Raw genomic sequence first — 16,451 nt, 5'->3', positions numbered from 1 at the left:
CCCCCACCCCGACCCCGTCGTCCGGGGCGACCGACGCCACGCCGTCGGGCAGCGGGGCGGACGCGGGCCGCGCCCCGCGCGGCGACGCGGCCCCGCTGACGGTGAGCACCCGCACGTACGCCTGGGAAGACCCGCAGTGCGAGGGGAAGTACCTGGTCGACCGGCCGCCCGGTGAGGTCTCGCCCCCGGTGATGGGGCAGGACGTGCCGGGCTGGGTGAAGGCGCAGGACGCCGTCGCGGCCGACGGGCAGCGGGTGGCGCTGACCGTCCAGGGCGTCGGCGACGACACCGTCGTCATCGAGTCCCTGCACGTCCGCGTGGTCGACTCGGGCGCGCCCCCGGCCTGGAACGCCTACCTGGGGTCGTCGGGCTGCGGCGGAGGCGTGGAGACGCGGTCGTTCGCCACCGACCTCGACGCCGCCCACCCCGCCATCGTGCCGAGGGCCGGCCAGCGCGGCGTCCCCTACAAGGTCAGCCGGTCCGATCCCGAGGTGCTCTACATCACCGCCGACGTCCGCTCCCACGACGTGAAGTGGTACGTGGAGATGCAGTGGTCCAGCGGCGGCCGTCAGGGGACCGTCCGCATCGACGACCACGGGAAACCCTTCCGCACCAGCGGCAGCCGGGGCCGTCCCGTCTACGAGTACCTGCTCGGCGGCACCGAGTGGCTCCGGGTGCAGGGCGACACCGGCTGAGGACGACGGCCCCCGCGACGCCGACATGATCCGAACGACAGGCCTAGCCCTCGCGTTCGGCGGTCCAGGCGATCAGCGGGGGCTCGACCCGCGCGCACAGGGGTCCGCCCCGTGCGTCGGTCAGGCCCAGCCGCCCGACCAGCAGCCCGTCGCGGGCGGGCGGCGGCGAGCACGTCGGCGGGGACGACGTCGAGCATGAGCTTGGCGCGGCGGAACATGGTGAAGAGGCCCGCCGCGTCGACCGTCCCCCACGACAGGTAGACGAACCGTCGCCCCAGCCGGTCCTGCACATAGGGCCCCTGGACCTCGACGCCCTCCGGCGAGGTGCGGGCGGTGCACTCCAGGGTCCAGGTCGCGGACGGCGCGTCACCGGGCTGCGGGTCGAGGAGTTCGGCCGGACGGTCACGGCGCTGGACGGCGACGTGGACGTTGCCGTGGGCGGGCACGACGCCGTCGGCGGATCCGGGGTGGGTGAGACCGGGCAGGTCGACGGCGTCGATGCGAATGCGCATACCCACCATCATCGCGCCCCCGCCCCCGGCCTGTGACCGACCCCGCCGGCAACCGCTCGCTGGAGACGATCTACCGGGCTTACGCCGTCGGCCTGCCCGGCCGACCTGTGTCCACGGCCCATCGAGCCGTTCGTCGGTCGAAGGCGGAGAAACCTCACCCGAACTCCGTTGTCAATCAAGCATGATGGGCAACATGACGCTGCATCAGCGATGTCGGCCGGCGCGCAGGAGTTGTGCTCCACGCCGACCTGCCTCTCTCACCTCCAGCCCACGGACAGGCGGCTTCGGGTGGGGTGCGGCGACCGAGGTCATGTCGTGACCGAGCACGATGGAGGGGAGCCGGCACAGCGAAGCCTTCGTGACTTCACCGGAGAAACCGTCTGGGACGCCCTCCTCGAGCGTTCCTTCGAGCGGAGGCATCCGGCGGGCAGCGTGCTGCTGCGGCAAGGCGAGCCCGGCACACACGTGCTTGCCGTCATCACCGGCGTGGCCAAGGTCATCCGTCAGGAGCGGAGCGGTGACATGTCCCTGCTCGCCTTCCGCGGCCCCGGTGAACTGCTGGGCGAGGTGGCCGTGCTGGACGACGGCGTTCGCTCGGCGAGCGTCGAAACCATCTCTCCCTGTGTCGTGGGGGTCATGGCCAAGGCCGAGTTCCTGGCCTTCGTCAGCAGGCATGGGCTGTTTCCGACGCTCGTGAGATACGCCCTCACGCGGCTGAGGGAATCGGACGAGGCCCGCGGCGGCGGCGAGATCCCTGCCCGGTTGGCCGCCGCGCTGGTGTACCTGATCGACATCTCGGCGCAGCCTCACATCGCGCAGGGTGCGGGCGGCCCCGTCGAGCTCGCGCTCACCCGGCACGAGCTGGCTCAGCACCTGGGGACGTCCCGCAACACCGTCACCGCCGCCCTGCGTGCCCTCGCCTCCTGCGGCGTACACGCGGGCCGCAAGCGGATCATCGTCGATGACCTGCCGGCTCTGCGGCTCTGCGTCGTCAGAGAGGCGTAAGACGAACGGCTGACGGCATGTGTGGCCTGCGTCATGTCCTTTATGCACGCCGCGAGCACACCGCCACCCCCCTTCCCGGCAGGCTCGGGGCTGCCCACGACGCACGAAGGCCGACGCGAGGAGTTTCCGTGCCGCACACCGACCAGCCCTACACCCACAGCCGTCCGCTTCCCCCTTACCGGGGCATCCTGGCCGTCGACGCCAAGGACTTCACCGGGTATCCAGCCGTTCAGCACGGGCCGATCAGCCGGGCGATCCCCCAACTTCTGAACCAGTCGTTGGAGCGGGCCGGGATCGCGGAGGTGTGGGAGCACCGGCGGTTCCCCGACTCGACGGGCGACGGTTACGTGTTCGGGTTCGACCCGGAGCTCATGCCGTTCGTCGTCCATCCGTGGCTCTCCGCCCTCCAGGACGTGCTGACGGAGTTCAACATGCACTCGGCGGGAGTCGTGCGCATCCGCCTGCGGGCCAGCCTCAACATCGGCCCGCTGCCCGACACCGGCGACGAGTTCGACGGCAACGGCACACCGCGCAACGACACCCACCGTCTGCTGGACTCGCGCCCCGTCAAAGCCGTGCTGGCGGCGTCGAGCGCCAATGTCACGCAGGTGGCGGCCATCCTCTCGGACCGGTGCTACCAGGACGTTGTGGCGGGTGGATATGCCGGACGCCATCCGGACCACTTCATGGAGGTGCCGGCGACGGTCGAAGGCAAGACTTTCGGCCAGCGGGCATGGCTCTACGTGCCCACGCCCTCCGGCAACCTCTACGACCGTCGTATCCTCGGCGACCAGGTCATCGACGACCAGGAACAGCCTCGGTCCGGCGCGGGGAACCGGTCACACGGCGGCAGCCGTGAGTCGGCCACCGCGTCCCGGTCGGTGGTACGGGCCGACCGCAGCAACGTCAACAGCGGGACGGTGCACGGCGGTCAGCACGTCAGCAACACCGACGTGGGGCGAGACCAGTTCGGAGGTGACTACGTCCGCGGCAACAAGGCGGGCACGGTCCATGGCGACCAGGGCGGCACCGTCCACGGCGACAAGCACGAGGGCGAAAGGTGAGCGCCGGCGCCGGCGAGCCGGTCCCGCCCGGCCGAGGGCCCGACCCCGATGTCACCGAGCCGGACGCCGGGCCGCCCGAAGCCGGCGTCGTGGCCATGAAAGGCGCCCGCCCCGAGGACACCAGGCAGGAATCCACGGATGACGAGAAGGCCGGCGACGAGACGTTCGACGACGGGTTCGACGAAGAACCGCTCGGAGTCCCGACCACCGACGGGCTGAGGGCCACTTACAACATCTATAACAGCAACGTCAACACGGCCTCCGTGCAGGGCGGCCAGCACGTGGAGAACGGCTCGGGCCCTCCCGGAGCCGGTGGCAGTGGCCCGCACTTCGTGGCTCACGAGGGACCCGTTTCCCCCACGGAGATCTTGGACGCGGTGACCGGGTTCGCCGAGCCGGAGTGGTTCCCGGCAGCCTTGGCGGAACTCGACGGGCGGGTGCTGTTCCTGTCCGGTGAGCAGGGTTCCGGCCGCCGAACGGCGGCGCTGAACCTGTTGTACCGGCACACGAAACACAGCATGGCCCTGCGGGCGGTCGACAACGACGAGGACCTCGCGGCTTGGCACCCCACGGACACAGGCACCCGCGGATACCTCGTGGACGGCCTGTTACCGGCCCGCCCGCTCAAGCCCGGCACGGTGGGCAACCTTCGTCGCCTGCTACAGGAAGCCGACGCGCGCATGGTGATCGTGCTCCCCGACGACCCGGTCGTCGTACGGAGCTTGACGCGCGACCTCCACGTCACACCCGTGCGATGTGCGCCGCCTCCGCCGCGCGCGCTGTTCGAGGCACGTCTCGAGGCCGAGGTGCCGAACCGGACGGAGCGCGACCGCCTGCTCGCCGGCCTGGAGCCCGGCCTGCTGGACGAACTGCTCACGGACCGGCTCGTGCCCGCCCAGGTGCGCGAACTGGTGGGCGCGGTCATCAGGACCGCCGACGGGGGGATGACGTCCCGCGACATCCGCGACCGGCTGAGCTACCTCGCTGATGAGGAGATCCCCGGCCTTCTGGGAAGTCTCCGCGATGACCCCGACGGACTCGCGTTCCTTCTCGCGACATGTGTCTTCGAGGGTCTCGACCACCGCATCGTGCGCGAGCAGGCGGACCGCCTCCTGAACATGGCCGACGGCCGGCTGCACTCCGTCCTGTCGGAGAACCCCGACGACCGGGTCGCCGCCGCCCACGGAACGGGCAGGAGAGCCGGACCGTCGGTCCAGCCGACGCCCGGCGGATCCGCGAGCAGTCCGCAGACGGCCCTGCCCAACCCACGGTTCGTCTTCCGGCGCTCTCTGGAGGACCTGTTGCGCACGGTGCGGGCCGAGTACGGGAGCAAGGAGTATCACGCGACGTACGGGTACACCTACGTGGTGGAACCAGTGAGGTTCACACGGCACCGGCAGGGGGAAGCGGTGCTGCGTCACGTATGGCGCGAGTACGGCAGCCTCTCCAGTCTCCTGACGAGCTGGATGGGCGAGGTCAACGGGGAGAGCGACGTGACGCGGCCCGCCGGTCGCGTCATGGGCATGGCAGCTCGATGGGGCGGTGGGCGCAGGGCGCTGCTGCACATCCGCGAACTGGCGGGATCGGACCGAGCCACCGGCAGAGCTGTGGCCGCCTACGCCCTGGGCATGGCGGCCGAGGATCCCGTTCTCGCCGGCGAGGTCAAGTACCGCCTGGCCCAGTGGAGCGTTCACTCGAGCTGGCAGGTCCGCTGGACGGTCGCGCACGCGTGCGGGACCGGCTTCGGCGCAGCCCGGCCGGACCAGGCGATGCGGTTGCTGCGCAACGTCCTCCGGAACGGCACGAGCCGGCAGGAGCGAGTGGTCGCGACGGCCGTCCGCCGTTCCTTGCTGAACCTGTTCTCCACGGGCAATCAACCGACGGTCTTCAGGCACCTCACCGAATGGGCGGAGACAGAGGGCGCCGACGTCGCGCGCCTGTCGCTGGAGGTTTTCCCCCACCTGCTGGTCCTGGGCACTTGGTGCCAGGACCAACTCCTCGCCGACGGCGAGTTCGCCGGCCCCGTCGTGAACCGGACCCGTCTGCTCATCGACGACGCCCAACTCTCCGACGCGACGTGCCAGGCCGTGCTCCTGTGGTGTCGCGCGGCGGCCTGGGACGACCGGCAGAAGGCCGCCGCCGAGACCCTCCTGACCACGCTCGCCCAGGACATGCGCCACGGCGTCCTTCGCCTCTTCGTCATGATCGACCGAGACGGAGATCCCGGCATCGCCGGAAAGGGCATCGCTCGCCGCGCTCTGACCGCATGGCGCAACGGAGCGCCTCCGCCGTTCCCGGAGACGGCCACCCACCGCACGCCCCTGAACGGGAGGACACTGTGACCACCGAGAGAAGCTCCGTCTGCGCCCGGGCCCCCCACTCCCCCTGGCGGGAGATCCTTCGGCAACGCTGGTCCGGACGCCGGGACCGCACGTTGGTCCTCGTAGCCGCGAACGGCGTCCACCACGTCCTGGGGTCCGGCGAGCGGGACGGGACGATCGTGCGTGACGAACCGGCGCCGAGTTTGTTCGCCCGGTACGACGGAGCCTTCCTCGTGGACCTGGCGGAGCGCTCGGCGACCCATGCCGTCACGCTGGCGACCGCGTACGGGGACGAGCCGGTGGACGTGTGCCTGTTGTGGTGGGTGCACGATCCGGCGCAGGTCGTGAGGACCCGGCCGACGGACGGCTGGGACACCGTACGCAGGGACCTCAACCGGCGCCTGCGCCGATTGGAGGAATCCTGCGAGGCCGACGGCCAAGGACTCAGCGCCTCCGTGATGATGCAGCACCTGGCAGCGTCGTTCCCGCTCGACGAGGCGGGTCTCACCTACCGAGTCACGGACGTCCGGGCCCGGGACGAGGAGGGCGAGGTGCGACTGGGACGGGCGAGTGCTGCCGAAGCCCCGTTCGCCTGGACCGCCGATCGTCGGGAGGAATACCGGTTCTGCCTCGAGGCCGTACGTAACGGGCCCGTCTCCCTCGCGGCCCTGTGGCTTCTCAGACATCCGGATCAGGTCAACCAGGTATTGGACTGGTCCGTGCAGAACCAGAGACTGATCCGGCAGGAGACCACATGGCAGGACGAGATGGCGGGGCTGTTGGGCAAGCTGTCCGACGAGGAGCGGCGGGAGCTGTCCGAACTGTTGCGTGACCGTCTTGACGCTCTTGGACGCCGCGTGCCCAAGCAGCAGGAGGCATGGACCCACAGCAGCGGGCTGGACGGGGCGGCGAACGGGAAGGCGCTGTGAGGAGGGTGCCGGCCCCTCCTGCGCCGGAGCGTCACCGGCAACCGCGCCGAACAAGTCTCCGCCTTCGCCCGCGCACGCATAGGAGCGTCCCTCTCCCGAGCCGTCCGGAGACCCTGGCGGCGATGGAGCGGGTGATGACGGCCAACCGGGCGGAGCTGGTACGGGCCGACACGAAGGCGGCCGTCCTGCTGGGGGTGACGGGAGCGGTGCTCGGCGCGTTCATCGGTGTCTCCCCGAGCTCCGAGATCCTGAAGTCGAGCGCGGTCGTCACCTCGCTCCTGGCCGTCCTGTGCTTCGTGTGTGCCGTCATGCCGCGCCATCGTGACGGTGGACGGCAAGGACTCCCCGGCCCTGGCTACTTCGGACACATCACGGCGGAGATGGGGGGCCAGAGGCTGAGGCACGCCTTCGAGAGCGCCTCGCGCGACCCTGTCCGGCCGATCCTGTCGTCCCTGATGGTCACCAGCGACATCATCCGCAGGAAATACCGCTGGGTGGAACGAGGGACCTTCCTCCTCGTCGCCGCGCTGCCGCAGTTCGCCGTCGTTCTCTACCCCGCGTGACGCCGGCCGAGATTCCACCGATGAGTTCCGTCGCCGGGCCCGGTCTACAGCACGTACGCCATCGAGACGCCGACTGGAGACCCGCCATGACGAACCCCGCACACCCCGGCCGCATGCTGTTCCTGAACATCCCCGTCGCCGACCTCGACCGCAGCAAGGCGTTCTTCTCCGACCTCGGCTTCGGCTTCAACCCGAAGTTCACGGACGAGACCGCCGCCTGCATGCTCGTCGGCGAGCACGCCTTCGTCATGCTGCTCACCCGCGAGAAGTTCGCCCAGTTCGCCAAGCTGCCGATGGCCGACCCCACCACGCACACGCTGGCGCTGTACTGCTTCAGCGTGTCCTCCCGTGAGGAGGTCGACAAGGTCGGCGCCGCCGCCCTCGCGGCGGGCGGCACCGGGGTGGACGGCGCCGAGGACTACGGCTTCATGTACTCGCGCAGCTTCTACGACCTCGACGGCCACGGCTGGCAGGTCATGTGGATGGACCCGGCGGCGGTGGAACAGGGCCCCGAGGCGTTCGCGGCCGTCACGCAGGACGACGCCGGCGCCCCTGCCTGACCGGCCGCGGCGGGCCCGCACGCGGTGGGGCGGCCGGCCGCCGGGACGCCGGACGGAAGGCCCCCGACCGGACCGACCGGACCCGACCGGACCACGGCTGGCCCCCGACCGGACCCGACCGGTCCGGGGCCGCCTGCCCTCGCGCGCCTGCCCTCGCGCGCCTCCCGTCGTCCGCCCGCCGGGCGGGCACGCGCCCCAGCGGACGGCGTGCTCTCGCCCCCGCCCCCTCCTCCCCCGCAAGGTCGCGCCGTGCCCCGCACACGGCCTCGAACTCGACCCGTTCGTGGGCCACTTACTACGATGGGTGCTCCAACGGGGGACGGGACGGGGGGATCCGTGGACGACGCACGGCTCGGTGAGCTGGCCTCCCGCGTCCGGGACGTCGGTGACGGGGGAGACCCGCGGCGCGTGCTCGACCCCGACGCCCTGGCCCTCGCGGCGGATCTCCTCGCCTCGGTCGCCGGAGCCCCCGAGGAGACCGACCCCGACGTCCTTCACACCGTCGCCGCCTTCCACTGGGCCCGCGCCCTGGCGCAGGGCGACGGCGCCCCCGCCGCCCGGGACCACGAGACGGCCGTCGGCGTGTTCCGGCTGCTCTACCTGGTCGATCACCGGCGCGTGCCCCGTGAGCTGTGGCAACGGTTCGCCGACGAGACGGGCCGCGCCCCGTGGAACGACCCGCTGGAACACGCGGCGGATCTGGTGGTCACCGCCGAGGAGACGGGTGACGCCGCCGCACTCGACCGGGCCGTCGCTCTGATCGGGACCGTCGCGGACAGCGGTGACCACGCCTACCGGGACACCCTCCACGGCCTCGCGCTCCGCCGCCGCGCGGCGCTTCCCGACCGGCCCGCTGCGGAACGGGCCGCCGACGCCGATGCCGCGGTGGAACTCCTGGCCGGGGTGGCCGCCCTCCCGGAGGACTCCGCCGTGCGGCGCGCGAGCCGCTCGACGTCCCTGGCCGACGCCCTCGTCCAACGCTTCGACGTCACGGGGGACCCCGCGTCTCTCGCGCGGGCCGAGGACGTCTGCCGTACCGCCCTCGTGGACGCCGCCGGGGACGCCTCCGCGTACGCGCGCGCCGCCGGCCGGCTCGGTACGGCTCTCGGCCGCCGTGCGCAGGCGCAGGACGTGACGGCCGGCGACGAGGACGACGCCGTGACCCTGCTGCGCGAGGCGGTGGGGTGGCTGCGCCGGGCGGTCGACCTGACGGACGGCGCCCCGCGTGAGGCGTATCTGGCTGCCCTGGCCGGCGTCATGAGGCTCCTCCTCGAGCGGACGTCCCGAGCCCGGAGGGCAGGGCAGCAGGGGGAGCCCGGAGAGGCGGGAGAGGACACGGAGGCCGGGGCGGCCGCCGGGGCTCCCCGGGCCGACCACGCCTCCTCGGCAGCCGACGCCCCCCTGGCCGAGGACGCTCCTGTCGGGGACGGCCGAGCGTCCCGTCCGGACGGTCGCGAGGAGGTCCGACGCCAGGCCCACACCCTCCTCACCCTCGCCGGGCGCCTCGCCGCGCGGGTGATCACCGAGGGCGAGGCCGTACGCCGGGTGAAGGACCCGTCCTTCGTGCTCTCGGAGGACGCCGTGGTCTCCGTCGTGCTGGGCGCCTCCCGCCTCGTCGCCGCCGGCGAGGCGCCCGTCGCGGTCCCGGCGCTGACCCTCACGCTGGAGGCCGCCCGCGCCCGCTGGCCCGCCCGGCAGGGGACGCCCTGGTGGTGGGCGGCCGACGCCTACGTCGAGGTGGGACGGCTCGCGCTGATCGAGACGGCCGACGGGCTGCTCTACCGCCGCGTCTGCGCCGTGGCGGACGAACAGATCGCCGTCCTGCGCGCCGGCGACCGCGCGCAGGACGTCGCCGAACTCGCGGAGACGCTGTTCGCCGCGGGGCTGGTCCGCACGAGTCCGTACCTGGGGAACATGTCGGGACTGACCTTCGAGTCGGCCCACGACCTGTGGCGCGAACGCCGGGCCCGGCAGCGCGCCGTCCACCCCGACGACTCCGTCCCACCGGAGACCGCGGACATGCCCGCTCCTCTGGTCGCCGGCGAGGAAGCGGTCCGCTATCTGCGCGAGGCGGCCGACCTCTCGCAGGGACACGCGCGAGGCCGGGCCCTCAAAGCGCTGGCCGAGGCCCTGTCCCTGGTGGCAGGACTCCGTCAGGAGTCGCACGACGAGGAGATCCGGGCGGTCGCCCGCGCGGCGTTCGACGTGCTCGACCCGGTCGAGGACCCCCTCGGCCGCCTGTACCTGCTGCGCGTGCTGAGCCTCCTCGGCGAGCTGGCCCTGCCCGGCGACGTCCGGGACGTGCTGCCCCTGCCGCTGTCCGCCGTCCTCGCCCGGCAGGGGATGCGGGACGCCGCAGGGGTCTTCACCGAGGCGCTCGCCCTCGCCGAGGAGGCCCGCAGGCCCGATCTGGAGTTCCGGCTGATCGAGGCCGCCGACCGCGAACTGCCGGACCTGCCCGCCGACTCCTACCGCCGGCGCCGCTGGGCCAGCGAGGTGCACTGCCTCGCGGACAACCGCCTGCGCTGCTCCCCGGGCCCGTTGCGGCCCGAGGAGGCCGCCGCGGAGATCCGCGCCGTCGCCGAACGGGAGAGCTGGACCGCCGAGCAGCGCGCGGCGACCCTCGTCCACCTCGCGGCGCACGTCCGGGGACAGGACGACGCACACCTCGGCCGCGCCCTCGTCGCGGAAGCGCGGCAGGCCGCCCCGCGGTTCTGCGACCGGCACCGCCCGGCGCTCGACTACCTCGACGGCAGGCTCGCCACCGACATGGGACAGCGCGCGTCGGACACGGGCCGACACGCCCTCGCCGCACGGCACTTCGCCGACGCGGTCGCCGCCTACGCCGGGTGCGGCCAGACGGACATGGCGCTGAACAGCCTCGACGCCGCACTGCGCGGTGTGCGGGACGCCGACGAGGACAGCGTCGACGCGGCCGTGGCGGCGCTGATCCCCGCCGCCGTGTGGCTGCGCGGCGGAGTCGACGAAGTCGTCGGCTGGAAACTCCGCGATCTCTACCAGCAGTTGGCCGTCCGACTGAGCGGCAGCGCGACCGTCTCGTACGGCCTGATGCTGGCGATCCACCAGGCGGCCAAGGGAATGGACCTCACGCTCATCACCGGACGGCCCGGCCCGTTCACGCCCTCCGCCCGGCTGTCGCGGTTCCTGGCGCGGGTCGGAGCGGACGAGTCCCGGCTGCCGGAGCCGCTCGGCCGGCCCGAACTGCCGGGCCCCGACGACGCGATGCTCTTCTACGTCGGCACGGGCGAGTCCGAGCCCGGCGGCGACGCGGAGACCGAGCACCGCAACATGCAGCGCGCCGCGGACCGGTGGATCAGCCAGGAACTCCTCGCCTCCGGCCGCACCGACCGCATGCCGATGATGTTCCCCGACGAGGTGCGGGCGTCCCTGACCGAGGACACGGTGCTGCTCTCGCTGTATCTCGGCCACGCCCGACGGGACGGCGCCCAGGCGCCGGTGACGTCGCTGTCCGGCCTGGCGGTGACCCGCGACGGCATGGAACACCACACCGTGCTCCTGCCCGACTTCGAAGCGGGGCTCATCCGCCTGACACGCGCCGGGCACTCGCTCTCGCTGCACCCGGTGGCCCTGCACGTCGCCGCCCTACGACAGGCCGTCGTCGCGGACCCGCTGCACCGGCCGGTCAGCCGCGCCGCGCAGAGCCGGCTCAGGGACGACAGCGCCCCCTACCTCGCGGCCTTCGCCGCCGCGCTGGAGGGCTGGCGGGCCCGGGGCAGGCGGCACCTGTGCATCTGGCCCAACGGCCCGCTGCACTACCTCCCTTACCACCTGCTGGAGGTCGACGGCCGTCCCCTCGCCGAGGACTGGACCGTGACCCAGGTGCCGAGCCTCGGCTTCCTGCGCACCCGGGCGCCCGGCCGCTCCGGCCCGTCCCGCGGCGGGCTCGTGGCCTTCGCGTCCGCGGCCGGCGGCGCCCGCCACGGCCTCCCCGGGCAGGAGGCCCTCGAGACGCACACCGCCCGCGTCGCCGCGGCGATGGGCGGACACGCGGTGCTGGGAGCGGGGGCGACGCCGCGACGACTGCTCGGCGCCCTCGCCGACGCCCGCTACGTCCACGTCGCCGCGCACGGCGCGCACAACGAGTGGGCGCCCTGGTACCAGTGCCTGTTCCTGTCGCCCGACGCGGACAACGACGGCCGCGTCTTCGCCCACGACATCCTCCGGGCCGACCTGCGGGGCGTCGAACTCGTGACGATGAGTTCCTGCGAGTCCGCCCTCGGCCGGTTCGACGTCAACGACAACCTGCGCGGTCTGCCCGCCGCGTTCCTCGCCGCCGGCGCCTCGGCCGTCATCGGCTGCCTGTGGCCGGTCCACCCCGAGGTCGCCACGGAGTTCTTCGGGACGCTCTACGAGCACCTCGCGCGGACATCCGACCGGCGGGCGGCGTTCCGGGCCGCGCAGACGGCCGTGCGCCACCGTCGTCCGGCGTACCGGGACTGGGGCGCGTTCTGCTTCATCGGCGACTGGCGCCACCCGGATGAACCACGGAGTGAATCGTGAGCCACATGGACCTGCCCCCGACCCCGTTCCACGAGATCGACCTGATGGAGGTGCCCCGCCTCCAGTCGCCCGCCCCGCAGCAGCGGGTCGCGGGGCGGGTGTCGCTCAGCACCGCCGTCGTCCACCCGCTCACGCCGCAGGAGGCGGCCGCGGGCGACGCGGAGTGGCTCGGCTTCCTCACCGCGGAGGCGGCGCACAGCGACTACCTCCTCCTCAGTCTCACGTGCGCCTTCCGCCCGCCGGCCAACGGCGACCCCTTCGCCGACGCCGCCGTCGGGATCCTGCTGAAGTCCCCGGACGAACCCGCGGACCGGCAGCCCATCGCCTGGTCGATCTCCCCCAGGAAGCGGTCCCACCCGGTGGAGCGGGCCACCACCGTCGCCCTCACCGCCAAGCTGGCCATCGTCGAGTCCACGCTCGAAGTCACGCCCGGCCAGGGCCGGGAGGAACTCTTCGTCGTCGGAATGGGCGAACGGGACAGCGACCCGGAGTGGCGCGTCCAGGCGACGAGCCGGCACCCCCTGATCGGCGACGAGACCTTCACCGTGATCGTCAAGGCCACCGCCGGCACACCCGTGCAGGCCCACGTGACGGTCGCCGCCACGATCAAACACCGCCGCTTCGGCCTCATCTCCTACCGGGCAGACCTCCCCGCCGCCCTACGCACCATCGACCTCCGCGCCCCCACCGGCTCCCCGAACCCCGACACGAGCACCACCTGAGGGCGTCCGACGGTCCGAGCGCCGGGGCACGCACGAGCGAGGCCGAGATCACCCGCCGGACGATCCACCTCGCCGCCCTGGCGAACCGCTTCCGGCCCGATCCGCCGTTCTCGCGCCCCCTCCGGTCACCGGCCCGCACACTGATCCCGAGCTACGGCAGCACCCGCAAAACGTGGCCCGGTCACCGCGGTTCGCCGCGGGCCAGGGCGCCGGCAGGCGTCACGGCCAGGTACGCCACAAGCCGTCTCCCCCGGAGCTCCGGACAAGCCTTCTGGCGCGAATCCGGCACGCGGCGAGTGATCGCAGCGCACAGCAAAAAGGCCCGGCTCTCACCGAGCTGGGCCTTCTCCATGGAGCGGGTGACGAGAATCGAACTCGCGCTCTCAGCTTGGGAAGCTTGGGTTCTGCGCGGCCGGCAGGCTTGTTGACCTGCTGAGAAGCGGTGTCTTGACCTACGGGCTGCTGGGTGGGTGACTGCTGTTCCCCGTGGTTCCCCGCACTACCTGGCACGCATCTGGCACGGCGGCGGGTTCAGCCGAGTCAGTCGGAAGGGCTCCGGCGGGCTGGAGACCCATGATCAGCGTGTGACTGCCACCAGCGCCGTAGTGACACTGCAAGCCAGTGTCAGGGCCGTTCCGAATGCTGCGGCTGCTCTCGAGCAAGCTGCGGGGTAAGTGGCGCGATCTCGGAGTGCGAAGACTGCGGTAGCAATCGCGACAAGCACAGCGAGCAATACGGCCACGGCGCAGCCCAGAACAACAACAGCAGAGTGGTAAGACACGATCGGTCTCCTATCGGTGCGTCAACCTGTGCCGCTCAATCTCCTCAAGTTGCTGTTCGTCGTGGTCCGCGACGGTAGAACTGGTCGAAGACGAACAGGAGCGAACGACCACGGGAGATGGCATGGCCATGGAGGATGACTCGTCGCCTGCGGCGGCTCTGGCTGAACTACGTGCTCGTCTGGAGTACGGCCTGGCAGAGTTGGGCATAACGAAGACTGCCCTTGCACGGCGCTCGAAGTTGGGACGAACTGCTGTCAGTGAAGCGTTCAACAGGTCCGCCCCTGCTCCCTCCGCCCGAACCGTTGGCGCGCTTGCCCGAGCACTCCACCTCGATGTGGAGGCTCTCCTGAAGCTTCGGACGACCGCTGCTGGTGTTCAACACAGGTTCTCAGAGGAGAACGGGATCTCCTTAGAGGCGGGCATTGGTCGGCCAATCGCTGAGTTTGACCCCCATGACCTTGAAGTTCATCCGGCCATTGACGTCGCACCTGCTTTGAGTGAACCGAAGAGCATGCAGGCTCGTCGGCTTCCCGGCTATGTACGTCGTAACCACGATGGAGAGCTAAAGGCTCTTGTTAAGGCGGCAGCCGACGGGCAAAGCGGGATGGTCGTGCTGGTCGGTCCGTCCTCGACAGGGAAGACCCGCGCATGTTGGGAGGCAATTCAACCACTAGCGTCTCAGGGATGGCGCCTCTGGCACCCATTCGATCCCACACGAGCTGAGGCCGCCTTGAACGATCTCAAGAGTGTGGGGCCGCGCATCGTGGTATGGCTAAACGAAACTCAGCATTACATTGGTGCAGGCCAAGGGGTGGGAGAGCACATTGCGGCTGCCCTTCGATCTCTCCTGCTTAACCGAAGGGCTAGCCCGATCCTGATTTTGGGTACTTTGTGGAATAACTACGCGACTGAATACACGACTCTTCCCGCATCGGGAAAGCCGGATCCATACCCGCAAACGCGTGAACTTTTGGCGGGCCGCTTGATCTCAGTTCCCGATAATTTTGACACAGTCGCAATCAGAGATGCCCGGATCATGGCAAGCGCAGGCGACCCGCAACTGGCTCAAGCATTGAATCAAGCGCAAGATGGACGCCTGACTCAGTATCTCGCAGGATCTCCAGCCTTGTCTGAGCGATACAGAATGTCCGCCCCTGCCGTGAGAGCGTTGATTCAGGCCGCCATGGACGGACGTCGATTCGGTGTCGGGAGTCACATAGCGGGAAATTTTCTTGCTCGTGCGGCGGAGGACTATCTCACAGATCCCGAATACTTGACCCTTGGGGATAATTGGCTTTACGAAGCCTTTTGTGAATCCAATAGGCCAGTGCATGGGAACTTGGCGCCCCTGGTGCCCGTTCGTATTCGCGGCGCGGCTTATCGGCATCAACTGCACCAGATAGACAATATCGCGTCCAGTAAATACCGCCTGGCTGACTCGCTCGAACAACTGGGGCGACTTGAGCGTAACCAATACTGCCCGCCGGCTTCGTTCTGGGAGGCGGCTGATGAGTACCTTACGGATTCCGTAGAGCTCGCAAATCTGGCCAGCGCTGCTCACGATCGGCACCGACTTTACTGGGCTCATCGCCTAACTAGACGGGTTGAGGAACACGGGGATGCCTCTGCGCTGATTGAGCTAGCGGATATGTGGATGGAAGAGCATCCCGAATTGGCCGAGTCCCTATATCGACGGTCAGCCGAAATGGGAAATGCTCGCGCCATGAATAGTGTGGGATATCTCCGTGAAGACGCCGGTGACAAAGATGAGGCCGAAGAGTGGTACCGGAAGGCTTCTGAAGCCGGCGACGGGGAGGCCACTTATCGTCTCGCCGAGATTTACGAGAATTTGGGGGATACGGAAAAAGCGGAGAGGTTGTACCGGCAAGCTCTAGATTTAGGGCATACCGAAGCGCTGGGCTCCCTGGGCCGCCTCGTGTCCGACAGAGGTGGAGACCAGGTCGAAGCCATCTCTCTATTCACTCGCTCAATTCTTCTGATGGTGCGCCAAGGGGCACGCGCAACCATAGGGAGGATGGACAGAGTGACGGGAGTGCAGTACTCATCTATGAGGCCGTGGGGCTCGGGGAAAAGAGTAGCGAATCCAATTGTTGAAATCGAAGAGAAGGGAGATACAGGGGATCTTAGGGGATTTATTAATGCCGTGGCAGACGCCAGCCGCAATGGTGACACTTATGGAACTATGTGCCACTACTTGTTGTTTGCTTCAGAAGATAATGATCAAGCTGAAAAGATGCTGGAGCGTGCCGGACGGGATGGGAATACGTACGCCTTAATCGAGCTTGCGAACAATCGAGAGAAGGACGGTAAAGTAAAGGAAGCGGAAGCCCTTTATCGAGCGCTCATCGGGTCGGGCAATGATGCTCCGCTAGCACTCCTCGCCAACTTGATGAAAAAGGCCGGAGATCTTAAAGAGGCTGAGTCTCTTTATTGGCGGGCGATCGAGGCAGGAAATACGTATGCCCTGTGTCGACTCAGTGAGCTCAAAGAGGATACGGGCGATCACGCTGGTGCGGTCGAGATTGCGCTACAGGCTGCTAATGCCGGGGACGCAGGTGCCGTACGTGCGCTCTCGAAGGAGAGAGCAAGCCGTGAAGGGTTTGATGACCCTTGGCCGTACGGGCTCGAGCCGGATGGCACACCGACGGTCGAATCTTGGTAACTGCTTAGGTCCAGGCTTCGGTGCGCCGACATGCAGCCGTACGGAACCTAAGCCCCCACCGGCCCCAGCTTCC

Annotated in this window: 9 protein-coding genes and 2 pseudogenes; 10 read left to right on the top strand and 1 reads right to left on the bottom strand. The window is 69.8% G+C overall.

The window, feature by feature from the left end:
- Positions 1–695, top strand: a pseudogene (locus KMS84_RS20365) (transcriptional regulator); the annotation flags it as partial.
- 43 nt (positions 696–738) lie between these two features.
- On the opposite strand, the pseudogene KMS84_RS20360 reads toward KMS84_RS20365, so the two are convergent.
- A pseudogene (locus tag KMS84_RS20360) lies at positions 739–1,219 on the bottom strand (DUF5990 family protein).
- 303 nt (positions 1,220–1,522) lie between these two features.
- On the opposite strand from KMS84_RS20360, the gene KMS84_RS20355 reads away from it, so the two are divergent.
- The 9 genes from KMS84_RS20355 to KMS84_RS20315 all read left to right on the top strand — a co-directional run bounded on the left by KMS84_RS20355 (position 1,523) and on the right by KMS84_RS20315 (position 16,378).
- Positions 1,523–2,212: a Crp/Fnr family transcriptional regulator gene (locus KMS84_RS20355; protein WP_256917776.1), complete on the top strand. Its 690-nt coding sequence runs from the start codon at positions 1,523–1,525 to the stop codon at positions 2,210–2,212.
- 128 nt (positions 2,213–2,340) lie between these two features.
- Positions 2,341–3,276 (top strand): hypothetical protein, encoded by a 936-nt coding sequence (locus KMS84_RS20350; RefSeq protein WP_256917775.1) that lies wholly within the window; start codon positions 2,341–2,343, stop codon positions 3,274–3,276.
- A complete protein-coding gene (locus KMS84_RS20345) occupies positions 3,273–5,618 on the top strand; it encodes a hypothetical protein (protein ID WP_256917774.1) in 2,346 nt (781 codons plus the stop codon). The genes KMS84_RS20350 and KMS84_RS20345 overlap by 4 nt, the downstream gene beginning before the upstream one ends.
- Complete coding sequence (locus tag KMS84_RS20340) at positions 5,615–6,526, top strand: hypothetical protein (RefSeq protein WP_256917773.1); 912 nt, start codon at positions 5,615–5,617, stop codon at positions 6,524–6,526. Before KMS84_RS20345 ends, KMS84_RS20340 begins: the two co-directional genes overlap by 4 nt.
- A 134-nt stretch (positions 6,527–6,660) precedes the next feature.
- Positions 6,661–7,089 (top strand): Pycsar system effector family protein, encoded by a 429-nt coding sequence (locus tag KMS84_RS20335; RefSeq protein ID WP_256917772.1) that lies wholly within the window; start codon positions 6,661–6,663, stop codon positions 7,087–7,089.
- A gap of 86 nt (positions 7,090–7,175) precedes the next feature.
- Positions 7,176–7,649, top strand: a complete 474-nt coding sequence (locus KMS84_RS20330; protein WP_256917771.1) for a VOC family protein — start codon at positions 7,176–7,178, stop codon at positions 7,647–7,649.
- Between the two features lie 336 nt (positions 7,650–7,985).
- Complete coding sequence (locus KMS84_RS41115; protein ID WP_256917770.1) at positions 7,986–12,191, top strand: CHAT domain-containing protein; 4,206 nt, start codon at positions 7,986–7,988, stop codon at positions 12,189–12,191.
- Complete coding sequence (locus KMS84_RS20320) at positions 12,188–12,913, top strand: hypothetical protein (protein ID WP_256917769.1); 726 nt, start codon at positions 12,188–12,190, stop codon at positions 12,911–12,913. Before KMS84_RS41115 ends, KMS84_RS20320 begins: the two co-directional genes overlap by 4 nt.
- Before the next feature lie 1,512 nt (positions 12,914–14,425).
- Positions 14,426–16,378, top strand: a complete 1,953-nt coding sequence (locus tag KMS84_RS20315) for an SEL1-like repeat protein (RefSeq protein ID WP_256917768.1) — start codon at positions 14,426–14,428, stop codon at positions 16,376–16,378.
- Positions 16,379–16,451 lie beyond the last annotated feature (73 nt).

Source organism: Streptomyces hilarionis, assembly GCF_024539675.1.
In the GTDB taxonomy this organism is placed as follows: Bacteria; Actinomycetota; Actinomycetes; order Streptomycetales; family Streptomycetaceae; genus Streptomyces; species Streptomyces hilarionis.
Note: the sequence above shows the minus strand (reverse complement) of the source record. Positions and strands in the feature narration are given on the sequence as shown.